The organism is Paraburkholderia lacunae (assembly GCF_003353175.1).
Taxonomy (GTDB): Bacteria; Pseudomonadota; Gammaproteobacteria; order Burkholderiales; family Burkholderiaceae; genus Paraburkholderia; species Paraburkholderia lacunae.
The window spans coordinates 1-16,920 of record NZ_QHKS01000050.1 but is presented as its reverse complement, the minus strand read 5'-3'; the positions used below and the strand labels follow the sequence as shown (position 1 = coordinate 16,920).

Here is a 16,920-nt window from a genome sequence, read left to right as displayed (position 1 = left end):
TGCATCGATGGAAAACACCGACCACGTGCTGATCGTCGACGACGATCGCGGCATTCGCGAACTGCTCGCCACCTATCTCGAGAAGAACGGCATGCGCGTTTCGCTGGCCGCCAACGGCCGCCAGATGCGAGCCGCGCTGGAGCAGGGCGCGCCCGATCTGATCGTGCTCGACCTGATGCTGCCCGGCGAAGATGGGCTGGTGCTGTGCCGCGAATTGCGCGCCGGCAAATTCCGCTCGGTGCCGGTCCTGATGCTGACCGCCCGCAACGAGGAGGCGGATCGCATCGTCGGGTTGGAAATGGGCGCTGACGACTACCTTCCCAAACCGTTTGCAGTGCGGGAACTGCTGGCGCGGATTCGCGCGGTACTGCGCCGCGCCCGCATGCTGCCTCCCGGCATGCAGGTGACGGAATCGGCGCAGATGCTGAGCTTCGGCGACTGGCGGCTCGACACGACCGCACGCCACCTGCTCGACGCGGAAGGGACCATGGTGGCGCTGAGCGGTGCGGAGTACCGCCTGCTGCGCGTCTTCCTCGACCATCCGCAGCGGGTGCTCACGCGCGATCAGTTGCTCAACCTGACCCAGGGCAGGCAGGCCGATCAGTTCGACCGGTCGATCGATCTGCTGGTGAGCCGGTTGCGTCAGCGCCTGCAGGATGTCGCGCGTGAGCCGCGTTACATCAAGACGCTGCGCAGCGAAGGCTATGTGTTCTCCGCGGCCGTGATTCCGGTCGAAGGCTCGCAATGAACGTCGATTCCTTGCTGCACTGGCCGCGGACGTTGTTCGCGCGCCTGGCGCTGATCCTCTTCGCTGGCCTCGCGCTCGCGCAGGCGCTGTCGTTCTGGCTCACCATGACTGAGCGCGACCAGAGCATGACCAACGTGATGATGGGTTACATCGAACGCGAAGTCGCCAGTTCGGTTGCGTTGCTCGATCATTTGCCGGCCGCCGAACGCGCCGACTGGCTGCCGCGGCTGGCGCGGCGCAGCTATACCTTCATGCTCGGGCCGGGAATCAGTGGCGGCCCGCCGGATGCCCGTTTGTCGGCGCGGGCGGCCGAATCGATCGCCGAGGGTATCGGCACGCGCTATCCGCTGACCGTCAACGCCGTTCCAGGCGAGTCGGAGCGTATGCAAGTGCATTTGCGTTTGAGCGACGGCACGCCGCTGACGATCGATTACCGTCCCATGCAGGGCGCGCCATTGTCGCGCTGGCTGCCGCTTGTGCTGATGCTGCAACTGGCGGTGCTGGCCGCATGCTGCTGGCTGGCGGTGCGGCTGGCGACGCGCCCGCTGAACCAGTTGGCGCGGGCTGCGGATACCCTCGGGCCCGATCTGAAAGCACATCGTCTGCCTGAAGACGGGCCGGACGAAGTGGCGCGCGCGGCGCGGGCATTCAACGCCATGCAGGACCGCGTGGCGCTGTACATGACGGAGCGGATGCAGATCCTCGCGGCGATTTCGCACGACCTGCAAACGCCGATCACGCGCATGCGTTTGCGGGTCGACGTGATGGACGACAGCGTGGAGGGAACCCGGCTGCAACAGGACCTGCGGGAAATGGAAACGCTGGTCAAGGAAGGCGTGACGTACGCGCGCACGCTGCACGGTGCGACCGAAGTGCCTTGCCGTATCGATCCTGACGCGCTGTTCGACAGCATCGTCTGCGATTATGTCGACGCCGGACAGAAGGTGTCGCTGCAAGGCCGCATCGACACCGCACTGGTGACGCGCCCCCAGGCGCTGCGCCGGATAGTCTGCAACCTGGTCGATAACGCACTGAAGTTCGGCGGCGAGGCGGAGATCGCCGTGGCCGCGTCGCAGGACGGACAGGTGACGATCTCAGTGCTCGATCGCGGGCCGGGCATACCGGCTGAATCGCTGGAAGCGGTTTTCGAGCCGTTCTACCGGCTGGAAGGATCGCGCAACCGGAGCACGGGCGGCACCGGGCTCGGCCTTGCTATCGCGCGGCAACTGACTCTGGCGATGGACGCCGCGCTGTCGTTGCATAACCGGGCTGGCGGCGGGTTGGAAGCCAGGCTCGTGTTGAAGAATCGCGGCTAGGTTGGGGAGCCGCCGCCAGACGGAACCCACCCTCCCGTGCCACCTCTCAGCGCTCGGCAACTCGAGGACGGCGATATTCGTGCGCGTATGCCCGGCTATACCGGCCCCGATCTGCGGCGCACAATGATCCGGCCGGAACTGGCGATGTGTCGCGAGCCGGCAAAGGAGGATCGATGCGCTCGCAAGCGAGATCCGGCGTGCGCTTCAGACGCTACACAATCACGGCGGTAGCCGTTATCGCCAGCCTGATTGTGATCGGACGGATCACGGGCGTCGTGGTCGACGGACTGTGGTTTGCTTCGGTCGGCTATCTCGACGTTTTCTGGACGGTCCTCTCCACCAAGGTGCTGCTGTTTGTCGCCGTGTTCGCTATCTCGGCGGGCGCGATCGGGGTGTCGGGGTTCCTTGCGCATCGTTACGCCAGGCGTCTCGGACCCTCCCTCGTGGGCGTAACCGCTGCGCCGGATGCGCGCGACGTGATCAGCGAACTGACCGGCCACGCCACGCCGCGCGTTGCCTGGCGCGCCGGCATCGCCGGCGCCGCCGTCCTTGTCGGGCTGGTGATTGCCGCCAGCGAAATGTCGAACTGGGATACGGCACTGCGCTTCCTGCGTCAGGTGCCCTTCGGCGAGCGCGATCCGCTCTTCGCCAGGGACATCGGCTTCTATCTCTTCTCGCTGCCCGCTTATGTCGCGCTCAAGAACTGGCTGCTGCGCGTGCTGTTCGCCAGCGCGGTTGTTGCCGGCCTCGTTTACGGCGTGCGCGGCGACATCGTGTTCGAACCGCCGCCGCGAGGGCTTTCGCCCGTCGCGATCGCTCATGGCTCGGCCTTGCTCGGCGTGTTCTTTCTGCTGAAGGCCTGGTCCTATTGGCTCGATCGCTTTTTGCTGCTCTACGGCGATAACGGCGTCGTGGTCGGCGCAGGTTATACCGATGTTCACGTCGAACTGCCGGTCTTATGGATGCTCGTCGGCCTCGCGGCTGCAGCCGCCATCGTCCTGTGCATCAATTTGCGCTGGCGCAGCTATCGAATTCCGGCTGCGGCGGCGGTGCTGGTGTTCGGCAGTTCGTTCGTCTTCGCGGTGATCTACCCGGCGCTGTTCCAGCGCTTCTACGTCAAGCCGAGCGAGCTGCAACTGGAGGCGCGCTATATCGAGCACAATATCGCGCTGACCCGGCAGGCCTACGGGCTCGCGCGGATCGAAGTTAAACCGTTCGCGGCCGAGCAGGGGCTGAATCTTGCCTCGTTGCAGGCCAATCGCCCGACCGTCGACAACATCCGTCTGTGGGACGTGCAGCCGCTGATGGATACCTACGCGCAGTTGCAGGAGATCAGGACGTACTACAAATTCTTCGCGGTGGACATCGACCGCTACCGGCTCGACAGCGGTTATCGGCAGGTGATGCTGTCGGCGCGCGAACTGGAGCCGGCGATGCTCCCGGTCAACGCGCAGACCTGGGTGAACCTGCATCTGCTGTTTACTCACGGCAGCGGCCTCGTGATGTCGCCGGTGACCGAGAAATCCACGGAAGGCCTGCCGTTTCTCTATCTGCAGGATATTCCGCCCGCCGCCGACGGCGGCCCGGCCATCCGCGAGCCGCGACTCTATTTCGGCGAAGGCGGGCAGGGCTACGTCATCGTGAACGGCAGCGTGCCCGAATTCGACTATCCCAAGGGCAAGGACAACGTCTACACCGCGTACAGCGGGCGCGACGGCGTCGCTATCGGCAGCACCGCGCGGCGCAGTCTGTTCGCCTGGCAGCTCGACGATCCGAACATCCTGTTGACCGGCTATATCACGGACCAGAGCCGGATCCTGCTGCACCGAAACATTCGGGACCGGGTGCGCACGATCGCCCCGTTTCTCAGCCTCGACCACGACCCGTATATCGTCGCGAGCAATGGACGCCTGTTCTGGATGCAGGACGCCTATACCACCAGCCGCTGGTTCCCTTACGCCCAGCCCGGTTTTGGCGACGGCGCCAATTACATCCGCAACGCGGTCAAGGTGGTGGTCGACGCGTACAACGGCACGCTCGACTTTTATGTCAGCGATCCTGACGATCCGATCCTGCGAACCTACCAGCGCATCTTCCCGGGGCTATTCAAGCCGCTGGAAGCGATGCCGCAGGACTTGCAGCGGCATATCCGCTATCCCGAAGATCTGTTCCTGATCCAGGCGCAGCTCTACCGCGCGTATCACATGGATGCGCCGGAGGTGTTCTACAACCGCGAGGATCTCTGGCAATTTCCGCGGGGATTGGGCGGCATCGACGGCGGCAATGCCCCTGCGCCGATGGCGCCTTACTACATGATCATGCGGCTGCCCGGCGAGCCGCGCGCCGAGTTCGTTCTCATGTTGCCGATGGTGCCCAGCCAGCGCGAAAATATGATCGCCTGGTTGGCGGCGCGTTGCGATCCACCCGCATACGGCAAACTTATCGTCTACGCTTTCCCCAAGGACAAGCTGGTCTTTGGGCCGTTCCAGATCGAAGCGCGCATCCAGCAGAATACGGAGATATCGCAGCAGATCTCGCTGTGGAATCAGATGGGCTCGCGCGTCATCCGCGGCCATCTTCTGGTCGTGCCGATCGAGAACTCGATCCTCTATATTTCTCCGCTTTACTTGCGCGCGGCGTCCGGTCAGTTGCCCGAATTGAAGCGGGTCATCGCCGCCTATGGTGACCGTGTGGTGATGGAGGAGACCTTGGGAGAAGCCCTGGCGGCGCTCTTCAAGGAGAGCGCTGCGGCGGCGTCGCCGAGCCGTGGCACGGCGGACGCGCGCGCCGGCGAGGCGCTGGCCCGTTATGACCGCGCGATCGAGAGACTGAAGGCGGGAGACTGGGCCGGTTTCGGCGCGGAACTCGACGCGCTTCGGCCTTTGCTGGAGGCGCTTGGGGCTGGCCGTCCCGAGTATCGGAAGTGACCTACGATTTCGTTGCGAGAACGATGGAGGCAGTTATGGGTACCTACGCTATCGATGGCATACGCATTAGTCCAACCACCGACCGAGTCACGCACGTGCGCTGGGCTCTCGTCAACCCGAAGACAAACGAATGGCTGTCTCCGCTCGAGGTGGTCGAGGTAACGCATGTCATCGGCGCAATTCATGCGGGCGAAGTCGTCTGGTCCCTGTTTACGCTGGGCGGAATGCGGTTTCTGGGGCCGAAAATCAAGGTGGTGACGCATACCACCGGCGATGACGGCATTGACACCGACGTTCCAGACGGACATATCGAAAAATGTATCGACGACCTGCCTGCCGTCTGAATGATTGAGCCAGATACATAACAGAGGTGGCGGGCCCGCACCCGGGACGCGAGCGGATACGCAGTCCGGGGTGCGGGCAAACACTTCGTTGCAGGCTATTCCATTGCCTAAAATCAAAAGTGCGCGCAGGACGGTTCCGGCGACACGGGTAGTGACATCTGCGCCGCCGCATGCGCGCTCCAGTCACGACACGTTTCTATCCTAATAGGAATCATCATGGCGACTTATGTGGTTCTTGCGCAATTCACCGATCAGGGAATACGCACCATCAAGAACAGCCCGCAACGGGCTGGTCAAGTGGCGGAAATGGCCAAGGGTTTTGGCTGTGAAATGAAAGAGGTTTTCTGGACGCTGGGCGCCTACGACATCGTCGCGATCGTCGACGCACCGGACGATCCGAGCTTTACCGCATTCGGCCTCGCGCTCGGCTCCGCAGGCAATGTCCGTACGCAGTCGTTGCGCGCTTTCACAAAGAGCGAAATCGGCGGAATTATCGGCAAGTTGCCCTAAAGCAGGTATCTGACGCGCGAACCGTTTTCGTTGCGCGACTCTTTCTCAGGAGATCACCATGAAAGCGAACGATAGCGGCGCAGTGCGCGCTTTCGTGCAAACGGCCGAGCAGTCCGGCTCCTATGTCTGGGTCATCACACTGGTCGACTTCGGCGCACAGGAGGTCAAACGCTCGCTCGTTTCGGACGAGACGTACGTCACGCGCCTCGCTGCGCAAGACGCCGGCGACGCCCATCTGAAAGCGCTGGCGGAGGACCGCTAGCGGCGTCGGAGCCGGACGAGGAGTACGCCAATGTCCAGTATGCAAGGAGCTTCCGGGCTGCCTTTCGAGGTATCCGTCGAAGCAGGCAGCTACCGCGTCGCGCGACCGGCAAGCGCGAGCGATGTCATCGAGCTGCTGCAGACCAACAATATCCAGATCGTCGATTTGAAGTTCACCGACTTGCCCGGACTTTGGCAGCACTTCTCTATCACGCTTCCTGAAGTTCACACCGACCTGTTTGACGCCGGAATCGGCTTCGACGGTTCGTCGATCCGCGGCTTTCAGGAGATCCATGAATCGGACATGCTGCTCAGACCCGATCCGGCGACTGCGTTCGTCGATCCGGTTTGCGACACGCCGACCCTGTCGATCATCTGCGACGTGGTCGATCCGGTTTCGCACCAGCCGTATTCGCGCGACCCGCGCCTGGTGGCGAAAAAGGCCGAGAGCTATTTGCGCCAGACCGGTATGGCGACGGCCTGCTATTTCGGGCCTGAACTGGAGTTCTTCATCTTCGACTCGATCCGCTTCGGCCAGAACCAGCACTGCGGCTACTACTACGTCGAGTCGGCCGAGGGCGACTGGACCACAGGACGCGACGAGGGCGCGTACGGCGGCGGCAATCTCGGCTACAAGCAGCGCTACAAGGAGGGCTATTTCCCGGTACCGCCTCACGACACGCTGCAGGAGATCCGCTCGGAGATCGCGCTGACGTTGCAGCTGGCTGGCGTACAGATCGAAGTGCATCACCATGAAGTGGCGACCGCGGGCCAGAACGAAATCGACATGCGCTTTGACACGCTCACGCGCATGGCCGACAACGTGATGATCTACAAGTATGTGTGCAAGAACATCGCGCGCCGCCACGGGAAAGTGGCCACTTTCATGCCGAAGCCGCTGTTTGCCGACAACGCGAGCGGGATGCACTGTCACCAGAGCCTGTGGAACGACGGACAGAATCTTTTCTACGACGCAAACGGTTGGGCGCTGACTTCCGACCTGTGCCGCTGGTACATCGGCGGCTTGCTGCAACACGCCCCCGCGCTGATGGCGTTTTGCGCGCCAACCACCAATTCCTACAAGCGTCTGGTGCCGGGCTACGAGGCGCCCGTCAATCTGGCGATGTCGCAGCGCAACCGCTCGGCGGCGGCGCGCATCCCTATGTATTCGGATTCGCCGAACGCGCGGCGCGTCGAGTTCCGTTGTCCGGACCCGTCGGCCAATGCGTACCTCGCTTTTGCGGCCATGCTGATGGCCGGCCTCGACGGGATTGAAAACAGGACCGATCCGGGCGAGCCGCTAGACCGCAACATCTACGACCTGCCGCCCGAAGAAGCAAAGAACATACGGCAGGTGCCAGGCTCGCTCGACGCGGCGCTGGCGGCGCTCGAAACCGATCATGCCTTTCTGCGCAAAGGCGATGTTTTTACCGAAGACGTGATCGATACCTGGATCGAATACAAGCGCAAACGCGAAATCGACACGATCAAACTGCGGCCGCATCCGTGGGAGTTTTACCTGTACTTCGATACTTGAGAGTCGTGGCGTGTAGGTTCTCTTATAGGGTGGGCGTGACGCCCTGTGTAAATCAATGGGTAAGCGCATTTTCTGAGAATTCGGCGAGTGAGAATTCTCAGAAAACGCGACCGCAGCCTACAAGATTCTCAAAAAGGTGACCCTCCAGCTGGCGTGGCTGCCCCGTTCGGTCAGTGGCATTGTGCGGTTCTTCGGACGCGTTAAGCTTACTTTGCGCGGATGAAACCATTCACTCGGTCCATCAGGTCAGAGCATGGATTGTTCCGGAATATACGTGTTGCCATGTGCACAGGGTCGCCGAAGAAGAATCTCTCATAAAGCACCTGTCGTCCCGCGAATGCGGAAACTGAGGCATCCCACGCTAGCCGGTACAAATCAATCTTGTCCGCAGCCTCCAGCCTCATACTCTGGAAGCATTTATCAATCTCGGCACGTAATGGCCCATCGAGATCCTCGCTCGTGGGTAATGTCACCAAGCCACTGGCGCCGATTTGCTGGACGATTTCCACAATCCTCGGGTACAGGCGGGGAAACATGAATCTGGCGGCCTCCAGCGGATTCCAGTCCGGAACCAGCATGCCGAAATCATTGAGTCTTGCCCCGGCTTCGGACGCCGACTTGAACGCCTTCATCGCCTGCCACCCCGCCCAGACGTCGGCCATTTTTTCATGAATGTGTTGGAAACCCTCCAGCCCCGACCCTCGGATCATGAGCGAAATCAGGCCGAGAAAGAATTCGATCTTGACTATGTTCTTGCAGACCACCTGATAGGTGATGTGCGCCGTTGCGCCGGTAGCGTCATAGAACTGATTGCAGATATCTATGTCTCGATAGCAGAATACTCTTTCCCATGGAACGAATACGTTATCGAACAGCGCTACCGCATCCATTTCCTCGTATCGCGCACCAAGTGGATGATTCTTGGGGCCCATTCCGTAATCAACGGAATCGCGACAGATGAACTTCAATCCTGCAGTACTGGTTGGCAGGACGAATGCAAATGCGTAATCTTTCGAAGCATCCGAGACGTCCAGCAGCCGCGCCGGGAAGACCGCTATCTCATCGGCAAAAGGAAGCGTTGCGACCAACCGGGCGCCAGTGATATAGATGCCGGCATCCGTTTCCCGGGTGACATGGGCCGATACCGTTGGGTCGTCCTGAAACGCCGGTCCGATGCGCCGGTTGGCCCGTGGATTCAATATCGTATGCGTCAGGGCAAGATCGTTGTCGCGAACGAACCTGAAATATTCCTTGACGTTGTGCGAAAAAGTCCTGCCTCCAATATCGAAGAAGTCGGCACTTCCCGCAAACGAGGCGATTGACCTGTTCAGGTAGGCAGGGTCGCGACCGAGCATACCCTGACTGAACTGTGCGCCAGTGAGAAGCGCCTTGCCAACGGCAAGCAGATCGCTCCTGTCTTTTGTGATGGAGAACGACCTGCTTACCTTCCTGTCGTCAACAGTCTCCAGCATCAGTACACTGTGATCCCATTGATAGTCATAGAGCGCCGCAAGGGTCGCCACCCCGTTCTTGAGCGGTGCGAAATTTCGAACATTCTCGACACGTTTGCCTTGATACCAGAGTTCGGGCGGACAAGCCTCAAGGTGCCGCAGAAAATCCGCGCCCTTTCTGGCACCTTGGTATTCACTGTCAAGAGCCAGTGCTTTTGACATAGTTTTGTTCTCGCGTTGGCGCATATCCGTCATCGTTACCTCTCCCCGGCCCGATCGGTATCTTCGATACATAGCGATGCGATCTGCCATCGGTCTTCGACAATCAGCCACAACTCGAAAAATTCACATTGGCTGACGATCTCTCCGTTTCTCCTGAACGAGGCCGAACCTGAGACGGTGGCCCAGTTCTTGTGTTCTTGCATCTCCTTGACTGTTTCCCTGAACTCCACATCACGGGCTCTCTTGTTCGGGAATTTGGTGCGGCTTCGTTCAACGTATGCTATTTGATCGGCTTTGGATATCAGCTCGGCATTTTTCTTTACAAAGAAAGAAGGGGCTTCCAGATAGGAGAGCCAGTCCACTTCCCCATTCAGATAGGCATTTATCCAGACCTCTCGTATCTGCTGTAGAGAATATTTCTTACTCATATTGCAACAAGATATCGAGCTGCTCGGAAATGTCGGACAGCTTGCGGTCCGTCACCCGCTTTGCGTCGAGCACGCCTTCGTTGTAAGCCCGGGTGCGCGTCAGCTTGTACAGCTTCTCAGCAAACGGCACAACCTCCATGTTGCCAACCGAAATCTGAAGTTCGCTATCGAGTAAATCTCGTACTTGCGAGGAGAATTTGACCAGATCTAACTTGTCGTTCTTCATTGTGCGTTCTAGAATGTTGGAAAATTGAATTTTGTTCCCTTTTCGAGCCGCTGTTCAAACAGTCTCGCAAGAAATTTTTCCATATCCAGATCACGTATCGCCTCAACCAGTCGTTCCTTCAGTTCGCGCGCTTCAAACTCAGTCATCGAATAATTGATCTTGTTGCGGAAAAACCGGTCTTTGGCGGGTTCTTCCGAAATCAGCTTCAGGGCGTCCAGTTTTCTCGCGAAGTCCAGGCCGATCGTGACATGCATGGAAATATCGCTCACCGCTTCCACATCGTGCCAATAGCCAAACGGCAAGTACAGGGCATCTCCTGCGGATAGCACGTGCTCCTTCAGCGGCTTGCCATTGGGAGATGGTAAGTGGAAGCTCTTATCCCCCCGGTTTGGCGAGTGGTATGTAGGAGCATGTATCGACCAACGTTTGCTGCCGTGAATCTGTATGGCGAAGATATCGTGGTCGTCAAAATGGCAACCAAATCCGCTTGGGCCCTTGGGGGAAACGTACAGGTTGGCCCATGCCCGGCAGCCTAGCGTGGCACTGATTTCGCCGGTCAATGTCCTGATCCCTGGGAAGAAGGCTTCGCAATGATCGATGATGATCGCGCAGCCGTTTCGCATTGCCTTGTGCAGGACTCCAGGGACAAGTCTGGGCCGCCTCTCCCCTCGCTCGGAGAGTGAATAGCGCAGGAATCCGTTATAACTTCGGCTGTATTCGTTGCCCGCGGAGGCAACGCGGATTCTGGGGTAATCGATCAGTCCGCTGGACAGGAGCGAATTGACTTCATCCCAAGTGGCGATTTTTTCGACCCGGATGGAATCAAAGATATAAGGTCTGAAATGCAAACCGTCAGTCAGGAAATCGGGGGAATTCAGCATGTCACCCTCCGGTTTGCAATTTGAATCTTGCCACCATGTTGATCCATGATGTGCTGGTTGATTATGGAGTTTCGGCCGAATAGTGATTCGGGACGCTGATGCATAATCACAAACATGCACGTGCCACTCGCCAGACTCGCTATGGTGCCGGCGAGTTCATAAGCCCTCTCTTCATCGAGTCCTGCAAACGGTTCGTCCAGAATCAGGATTTCACAGTCCTGCAGTAGCCCGCGAGCGATGGCCAGTCGCTGGCGCTCTCCACCAGAAAGCCGCCCGCCTTTCTCCCCGACGACGTATTCGAGGTTATCGCTGAATTTCTGCAGCCCCACCTTTGAGAGCGAGTCGACGAATTCCTTGTGCGTGGCGTCACGTTTCCCATACCGAAGATTCTGGATGATGGATTCATTGAAGATGATGTTGTCCTGGGAAACATAGCCAATCTTTCCCAGTAGAAGATCGGACTCCATGTTGCTGACGTCCGTGCCATTGACGAGCAGTTGCTTGGCCGACGTCCGGATTTCGCCGCGCATGGCACGTGCGACAGTACTTTTTCCAATGCCGCTGGCACCGTGCAACGTGTTCAAGACTCCGGAATTGATACTGACCACACCATATATTGGTGGCGTGTCATTTGAAGCGACGCCAGCAACCTTGAAACCCTGAAAGGAAAAGTCATATCGACTGGAACCAAAGACCGCAGACGCCGCACCGACGTTGATGTCTTCCCTGATCTTTAATCCTTCGGAGATTCGAAAAATATCGATCTTTGCACTGAGGATGTTGCGATAATTGAATCCGAGTGTGTTGATCTGAATGATAAGTTGAGCCAGCCCGGTTGCCAGCAAGATGATGGCGCCAGTCGGTCCTGCACCTTGCCGATAATATGTCATGAGTGTCAGGAAACAGGCTGCCAGACAGATTAGAGACGAAACGGCACTATCAAGAAACAGCTTTCTGGAGTTATTGTTCTTCTTGTCTTCCAGTTTGGTAAGCAGGATTTCGTGCTGATTCACCCGGCTATTTCGAATATCGGGGGAGATCGATCCGGAGTTGATAAAGCTATCATGCATAAATGCAGAGCATTCGGCATCGGATTGTGCAATTTCCCTCAGCACCCGCACACGCTTCTCCGTGACGTAGATAATGAATGTGGAGTAAAAGGCAGCGAAGAGCAGCAGAACCAGTCCTGCCTTCAAGCTTACGAAAACAATCGAAAAAATGGTAATGGAGAAAATCTCAAGGGCGATAGAAAGCAGTGATCTCAGAGTATTGTTCAGCAGCGTGCGTACTGAAACAATGGCCTCCTGTATTTTCTTCTGGTATTCTCCGGAATTCTTCAATCTGGCGCTTCCATAATCCAGACTGACAACGTACTCATACCAGCTCTTGCGGATATCGCTTTCGATCCGGTTCGCGAGTCTGTTCGAAATCATCATGCCGCTGGCTCCAGTAATTGGGAGCAGGAATCTTTGCAATGCGAAGAACGCAATAAAAGGGAAAAGAACATCTGATTTTCCATGCTGTAGTCCATCTGTCAGCCATTTCAGCATGGCGCCAAATGATGTGTTCAGCATTGCACTCAGACATGCGAGAACCACTACTCCCGCAAAGTGGTGCTTATAACGAGCCAGTAACTGTGCAACATAATGGGGCACGCCCGTCCCTTGATCCAATTAGCGCCTCCATGACTAGCGTCACCCCGGATCGACTCAGGCATTGAAGTGAACCGAGTGTTATACCTTGTTATTGTCGGTGTCTTAGGAATACAGATGACCGGAGGAGTTGCAAGTGCAATACGCGCCGCATCTATGACCGCCACAATACATTGACGGGGATACCTGCTGAATGATGCCCTGGATCAGTTCACCGTCCGTCATTCTGTCAGCGGCTTTAGGATCGATTGACATTCCCAGCTTTTTCAGTTCCCCATGATAGGCTGGCCTTTGCAACATGTTTACCTTTTCGGGTGAGTACTTGTTGCCGTATTCCACATACCATTTCATCAGCGTTTCATTGCCAAACGTCGAGCTGATGACCTGAAGCTGTTTCTCAAGCCTATCGCGCTTGTGATCGCTCAACGTGATGCCATTCTGGGATAGCATCTTGATCTACTGGGTCAGGTGTGCCGAACAGAATGGTATGTGATGGAGCATCTTCCCAAAAAAGCGATGGCAGAATTTCTCGTAATCGTTGGTAAAGAGGATGAAATGATGCCACATTTTGTCGATCATCAAAATGGGCTCGTCGACTTCAAATTCAATGCATTGTTTCTGCGCGTGCTCTGATACGAACAGAAATTTTTTCATCTCCGAAAAAATATCAAGGGCCTCCGCCTCTTCCACATCCCATTCGTCCCTGAATTTACCAATGACACCTTCATGCTGGTATCGCGCCAATTCCGATGGATACAAGAAATTGGCGACATTACTCTGGTGATCCAAGACTGCGCTCATTTATCCTCCTGTTCACTGATTGATTCGCGAAAAATGAGGTGTTGGTTAATTCATGCCCGCTATGTATGGCAACGAAGCTTATAGTCCTTGCGTTCCAGAAAAAATAGGACAATTCCGAATTTGAAATTCGGAATATGAAGCCCTGATTTGAGTTGAATCAGAATTAGCAACGCTGCACGGAGTTGTTGCATGCTGTTGTGAGGCAAGCATCCTCTATCTGGGGACAATGCGAACGTTGTGCCAATACATTACGCATGCGAGGACGCGGACCACATTTATCTCGCGATACCCTAAAGAGATCGCTCAATCGGCTGTTCGAGAAACGGTTTCTTACCGTTCGAGAAATAGTCCGCTATGGCATCCGGTTTCTCAGCGGTCTACATAACATTCGCTTCTCCTGCGGCTCCCAGTTCATTCGTGCGCCTGGTTTCGCCACTAATCGAAGCGTGGGGAAGGCAGCTGCACGCAAATGAATTGACTATTAAAAGAACAAAGTAATGGCTTCGGTCAAATATTGCGAAAAATGCCACCTTTTTTGCGAATCTACATGTCGAGATATGTCAGGGCGCATTCCCCACGCTCGCAAACCCTCGCCTGGCGGGGCCGCGCTGCGGTGAAACCGCGTGACATATCTTCGTAGCTGATCAAATCCACGCGTCCTTATAGTCCGCACATTGCCGCACTGCAGTGCTGGAAGCGGCCCGAAAACTGGAAGGACATACCGGTTGCTCCGCCGACCCCGGTCGTCTATGCGCCTCCGCCGCCTGCCGTGTATGTCGCGCCGCGCACCATCTACGTCGCGCCGGCGCCGCGTCCTGTCGTGTGGATTTCGGGCCACTGGGTCGGGAACATCCGGGTACCTGCGCACTGGTCACGAGCGACGGCGCGCGCGTCACGACCGACGACGCCGTGACGCGATCAGACCGTAATCAGACCGCAGTCAGACCGCAGTCAGACCGTATTCAGTTTGCGCCACAACGTCGTCTTGCTGATGCCGAGCGCCTTGCAGACCGCGTCGCGATCACCGTCGCACGCAGCCAGCGCCGCCCGGATTTCGTCCGCTTCCACGTGACGGCTGCGCTCGCGCAACGTCAATGCGGCCTTCCTGGTGCGCGCGGACGACTCGAAGATTTCAGGCGCAACCGTGCGCAGCTCGTCGCGCGTGAGGCGGATTTCTCCTGCCTCATCGGGATCCGTGTCGGCGAGTTCCACCGCGATCCGTTCGATCACGTTCTGCAATTCGCGCACATTGCCGGGCCATGCGTAACGCCGCAACGGCTCGCCGATGCCGGCGAGAGCGCGGGCCGCGGCCGCCGCGTCGGGCAGGCGAGCGGTCAGCCGCGGCTCGCGCGTCGCGGCCTGCAGCAGCAGTTCGGCGGCGAGCGGTTGCAGGTCGCCGGGACGCTCACGCAGCGGGGGCAGGGCAATGCTCAGAATGTTGAGGCGATAGTAGAGGTCCGCGCGGAAGCGGCCTGCCTCGATGGCCTCGGTCAACGCGCGATGCGTCGCCGCGACGACGCGAATGTCGACTCGCGTCGGCTCCGTCGAGCCGAGCCGCACGACTTCGCGCTCCTGCAATACCCGCAGCAGACGGCTCTGCAACGACAACGGCATTTCGGCGATTTCGTCGAGAAACAGCGTGCCGCGATGCGCCACTTCGATCAGCCCCGCCTTGCCGCCTTTGCGCGCGCCGGTGAACGCGCCTTCCTCGTAGCCGAACAGTTCGCTTTCGAGCAGGGCTTCCGGAAACGCGCCGCAATTGATCGCGACGAACGCAAAGTCGCGCCGCGCGCTCAACTGATGCATGCTCTGCGCGACCATTTCCTTGCCGGTTCCGCTCTCGCCGAGAATCAGCACGGTGGCGTCCGATCTGGCGTAGCGCTGCACGAGCGTGCGCACCCGTTCGATCGACGCGCAAGCGCCGACGATATCGTCGAGCCGGTAACGCGCGGTGAACTGCTGCACGCGCTGCCGCGAGCGCAAGGTACGGTCGAGCCGTTCGACCGCACGCGATTCCTGAAACGTCAGCACGGTGCCGGCGGCCGTGCCGCTGCCCGCCAGCGGCCCGCGATGCACGACGTAGCTCACGCCGCGTACCGGGCTGAACGTGTCGCCGTCCGCGTCCGGCAGTGCGCCCGCGAGATCGGGCGCAATCTCCAGCAGGGAGCGGCCCACGGCGTTCGCCGCGTCGATGCCGAGCACGGCGGCAAGGCGCTGGTTCATCGCCTCGACTCGCCCTTGCGCGTCCAGCGCGACGACGCCGTCGCGCAGATGTTGCAGCAGATTGTCGAGCCGTTGACGCCGAACGGTTTCGCGGCGCGTGGCCTGCGCAACTTCGAGCGCCGTGTCGAACGCGGCGCGCACCGACGCACGGGAGTAAAGAAACACCGCGCCCATGCCGGCATGCGCGGCAAGATCGGTCACGAGTCCGGGGCCGACAACCGCGTCGATTCCCCGATCGCGCAGATCGAGGACGACACTCTCCGCGTCCTGCGCGGACTGATAGGAAGCGAACACGACGTCGATGCCGTAAGCGGCGGTGAAGCGCTTTACTTCATCAGGCGTGTCGCCGTGCGTGACGAGGGCAACCGACGCGCCGTCGCGCCGTGCTCGCGCGAGCGCGTGCATCACGTCGAAACCGGTTGGGTTGATCAGCACGACCGGAACCGAGACGCGCGTTTTCAGGTACGCGCCGTTCGAGCCGCCGGCGATCACGACATCCGGACGTCCCGCGCCCGCGGCGTCGATCTCGTGGACCGCGTCCTCGAAGCCGTGCGCGACGATACGCAGGTCCGCGCGTTCGACGTACTCGCTGGCGATGTCGAAAAACAGATCGCGCAAGCGGCTGATGCTGACCGCCCAGATGCGCGGGCGCTGGGCGGGGTCAAAGGCTGGGGTGCTCACGGCGGGCGGCTCGGCTATAGATTGTGGGGTCAGGGGGCGGGGGGCGCGAGAGGTTAGGGACAGCTCGCAAAAGGTTCAGAAGTCCGCCTATTATGCGCGCAGCGGTTTCGAATTCGAAATCAGGATTTCATTTGTGAAATATTATGCGTTCGTGGTTGGTGCGCGATTTTTATTTAAATCAGTCACTTAGCTTGAATGGCTGCGCATGGCCCGTTCTTTGCGTTATAAGCACCCGCTTCACTGGACACTATGAGGCCGCTCGCCGGCCTGTACCCGATACCCTGGCTGTCACGCGTGCAAAAAAGGAGCTCGCCGCGTGGCAAGCCGCGCAAAGTAACCCCGCAGTTGGAGACAAGATCATGAGCGAAGCAGACAACGGCACGCCGAACGCAGGCGCATTCAAACCGAAAAAATCCGTCGCGCTGTCCGGCGTGACCGCGGGCAACACGGCGCTGTGCACGGTCGGCAAGACCGGCAACGACCTGCACTATCGCGGCTACGACATTCTCGACATCGCCGGTGCCTGCGAATTCGAAGAGATCGCGTATCTGCTGGTCCACGAAAAGCTGCCGACGCAGGCCGAACTGACCGCCTACAAGACGAAGCTCAAGGCGCTGCGCGGGCTGCCCGCGAACGTGAAAGCCGCGCTCGAATGGATTCCGGCCGCCGCGCACCCGATGGACGTGATGCGCACCGGCGTGTCGGTGCTCGG

At 59.0% G+C, this 16,920-nt stretch carries 16 protein-coding genes; 8 read left to right on the top strand and 8 right to left on the bottom strand.

Annotated elements, in window-relative coordinates:
* Positions 1-7: 7 nt before the first annotated feature.
* The 7 genes from DLM46_RS36955 (at position 8) to glnA (ending at position 7,643) form a co-directional block, all read left to right on the top strand.
* Positions 8-748 (top strand): response regulator, encoded by a 741-nt coding sequence (locus tag DLM46_RS36955; protein ID WP_115109596.1) that lies wholly within the window; start codon positions 8-10, stop codon positions 746-748.
* Positions 745-2,064, top strand: coding sequence for an ATP-binding protein (locus DLM46_RS36950; RefSeq protein WP_115109594.1), 1,320 nt, complete (start codon positions 745-747; stop codon positions 2,062-2,064). Before DLM46_RS36955 ends, DLM46_RS36950 begins: the two co-directional genes overlap by 4 nt.
* Positions 2,065-2,237: 173 nt before the next feature.
* Positions 2,238-4,991, top strand: coding sequence for a UPF0182 family membrane protein (locus DLM46_RS36945; RefSeq protein WP_115109592.1), 2,754 nt, complete (start codon positions 2,238-2,240; stop codon positions 4,989-4,991).
* A gap of 35 nt (positions 4,992-5,026) precedes the next feature.
* The gene (locus tag DLM46_RS36940; RefSeq protein WP_115109589.1) at positions 5,027-5,335 is read left to right on the top strand and encodes a hypothetical protein; all 309 of its coding nucleotides are present in this window, start codon (positions 5,027-5,029) and stop codon (positions 5,333-5,335) included.
* 216 nt (positions 5,336-5,551) lie between these two features.
* Positions 5,552-5,845, top strand: a complete 294-nt coding sequence (locus tag DLM46_RS36935; protein WP_115109587.1) for a GYD domain-containing protein — start codon at positions 5,552-5,554, stop codon at positions 5,843-5,845.
* Between the two features lie 58 nt (positions 5,846-5,903).
* Positions 5,904-6,107, top strand: a complete 204-nt coding sequence (locus DLM46_RS36930) for a hypothetical protein (protein ID WP_115109585.1) — start codon at positions 5,904-5,906, stop codon at positions 6,105-6,107.
* Between the two features lie 30 nt (positions 6,108-6,137).
* Positions 6,138-7,643, top strand: a complete 1,506-nt coding sequence (glnA, locus tag DLM46_RS36925; protein ID WP_115109582.1) for a type I glutamate--ammonia ligase — start codon at positions 6,138-6,140, stop codon at positions 7,641-7,643.
* 206 nt (positions 7,644-7,849) lie between these two features.
* Here the strand turns inward: glnA and hpaB are convergent, their stop codons facing one another.
* The 8 genes from hpaB to prpR form a co-directional block, all read right to left on the bottom strand.
* Positions 7,850-9,349 (bottom strand): 4-hydroxyphenylacetate 3-monooxygenase, oxygenase component, encoded by a 1,500-nt coding sequence (gene hpaB, locus DLM46_RS36920; RefSeq protein ID WP_244306521.1) that lies wholly within the window; start codon positions 9,347-9,349, stop codon positions 7,850-7,852.
* A gap of 2 nt (positions 9,350-9,351) precedes the next feature.
* Positions 9,352-9,744 carry a hypothetical protein gene (locus tag DLM46_RS36915; protein WP_115109580.1) on the bottom strand — a complete coding sequence of 131 codons (393 nt, stop codon included), beginning with the start codon at positions 9,742-9,744 and terminating at the stop codon, positions 9,352-9,354.
* On the bottom strand, positions 9,737-9,970 hold the full coding sequence (locus tag DLM46_RS36910) for a DUF2164 family protein (RefSeq protein ID WP_115109577.1): 234 nt from the start codon (positions 9,968-9,970) through the stop codon (positions 9,737-9,739). The genes DLM46_RS36915 and DLM46_RS36910 overlap by 8 nt, the downstream gene beginning before the upstream one ends.
* Before the next feature lie 8 nt (positions 9,971-9,978).
* Entirely contained in the window at positions 9,979-10,851 is an 873-nt protein-coding gene (locus tag DLM46_RS36905) for a JmjC domain-containing protein (protein ID WP_115109575.1), read from the bottom strand.
* Positions 10,845-12,524 carry an ATP-binding cassette domain-containing protein gene (locus tag DLM46_RS36900; RefSeq protein ID WP_133300443.1) on the bottom strand — a complete coding sequence of 560 codons (1,680 nt, stop codon included), beginning with the start codon at positions 12,522-12,524 and terminating at the stop codon, positions 10,845-10,847. The genes DLM46_RS36905 and DLM46_RS36900 overlap by 7 nt, the downstream gene beginning before the upstream one ends.
* 84 nt (positions 12,525-12,608) lie before the next feature.
* Complete coding sequence (locus DLM46_RS40800; RefSeq protein WP_244306520.1) at positions 12,609-12,953, bottom strand: hypothetical protein; 345 nt, start codon at positions 12,951-12,953, stop codon at positions 12,609-12,611.
* Between the two features lie 6 nt (positions 12,954-12,959).
* Positions 12,960-13,304 (bottom strand): glycine-rich domain-containing protein, encoded by a 345-nt coding sequence (locus tag DLM46_RS40795; RefSeq protein WP_244306519.1) that lies wholly within the window; start codon positions 13,302-13,304, stop codon positions 12,960-12,962.
* A 951-nt stretch (positions 13,305-14,255) separates the two neighbouring features.
* Positions 14,256-16,208 (bottom strand): propionate catabolism operon regulatory protein PrpR, encoded by a 1,953-nt coding sequence (prpR, locus tag DLM46_RS36885; RefSeq protein WP_115109570.1) that lies wholly within the window; start codon positions 16,206-16,208, stop codon positions 14,256-14,258.
* A gap of 359 nt (positions 16,209-16,567) precedes the next feature.
* Here prpR and DLM46_RS36880 point away from each other — a divergent pair.
* On the top strand, positions 16,568-16,920 hold a 353-nt coding region (locus DLM46_RS36880; RefSeq protein ID WP_279635268.1), incomplete at its 3' end, for a citrate/2-methylcitrate synthase.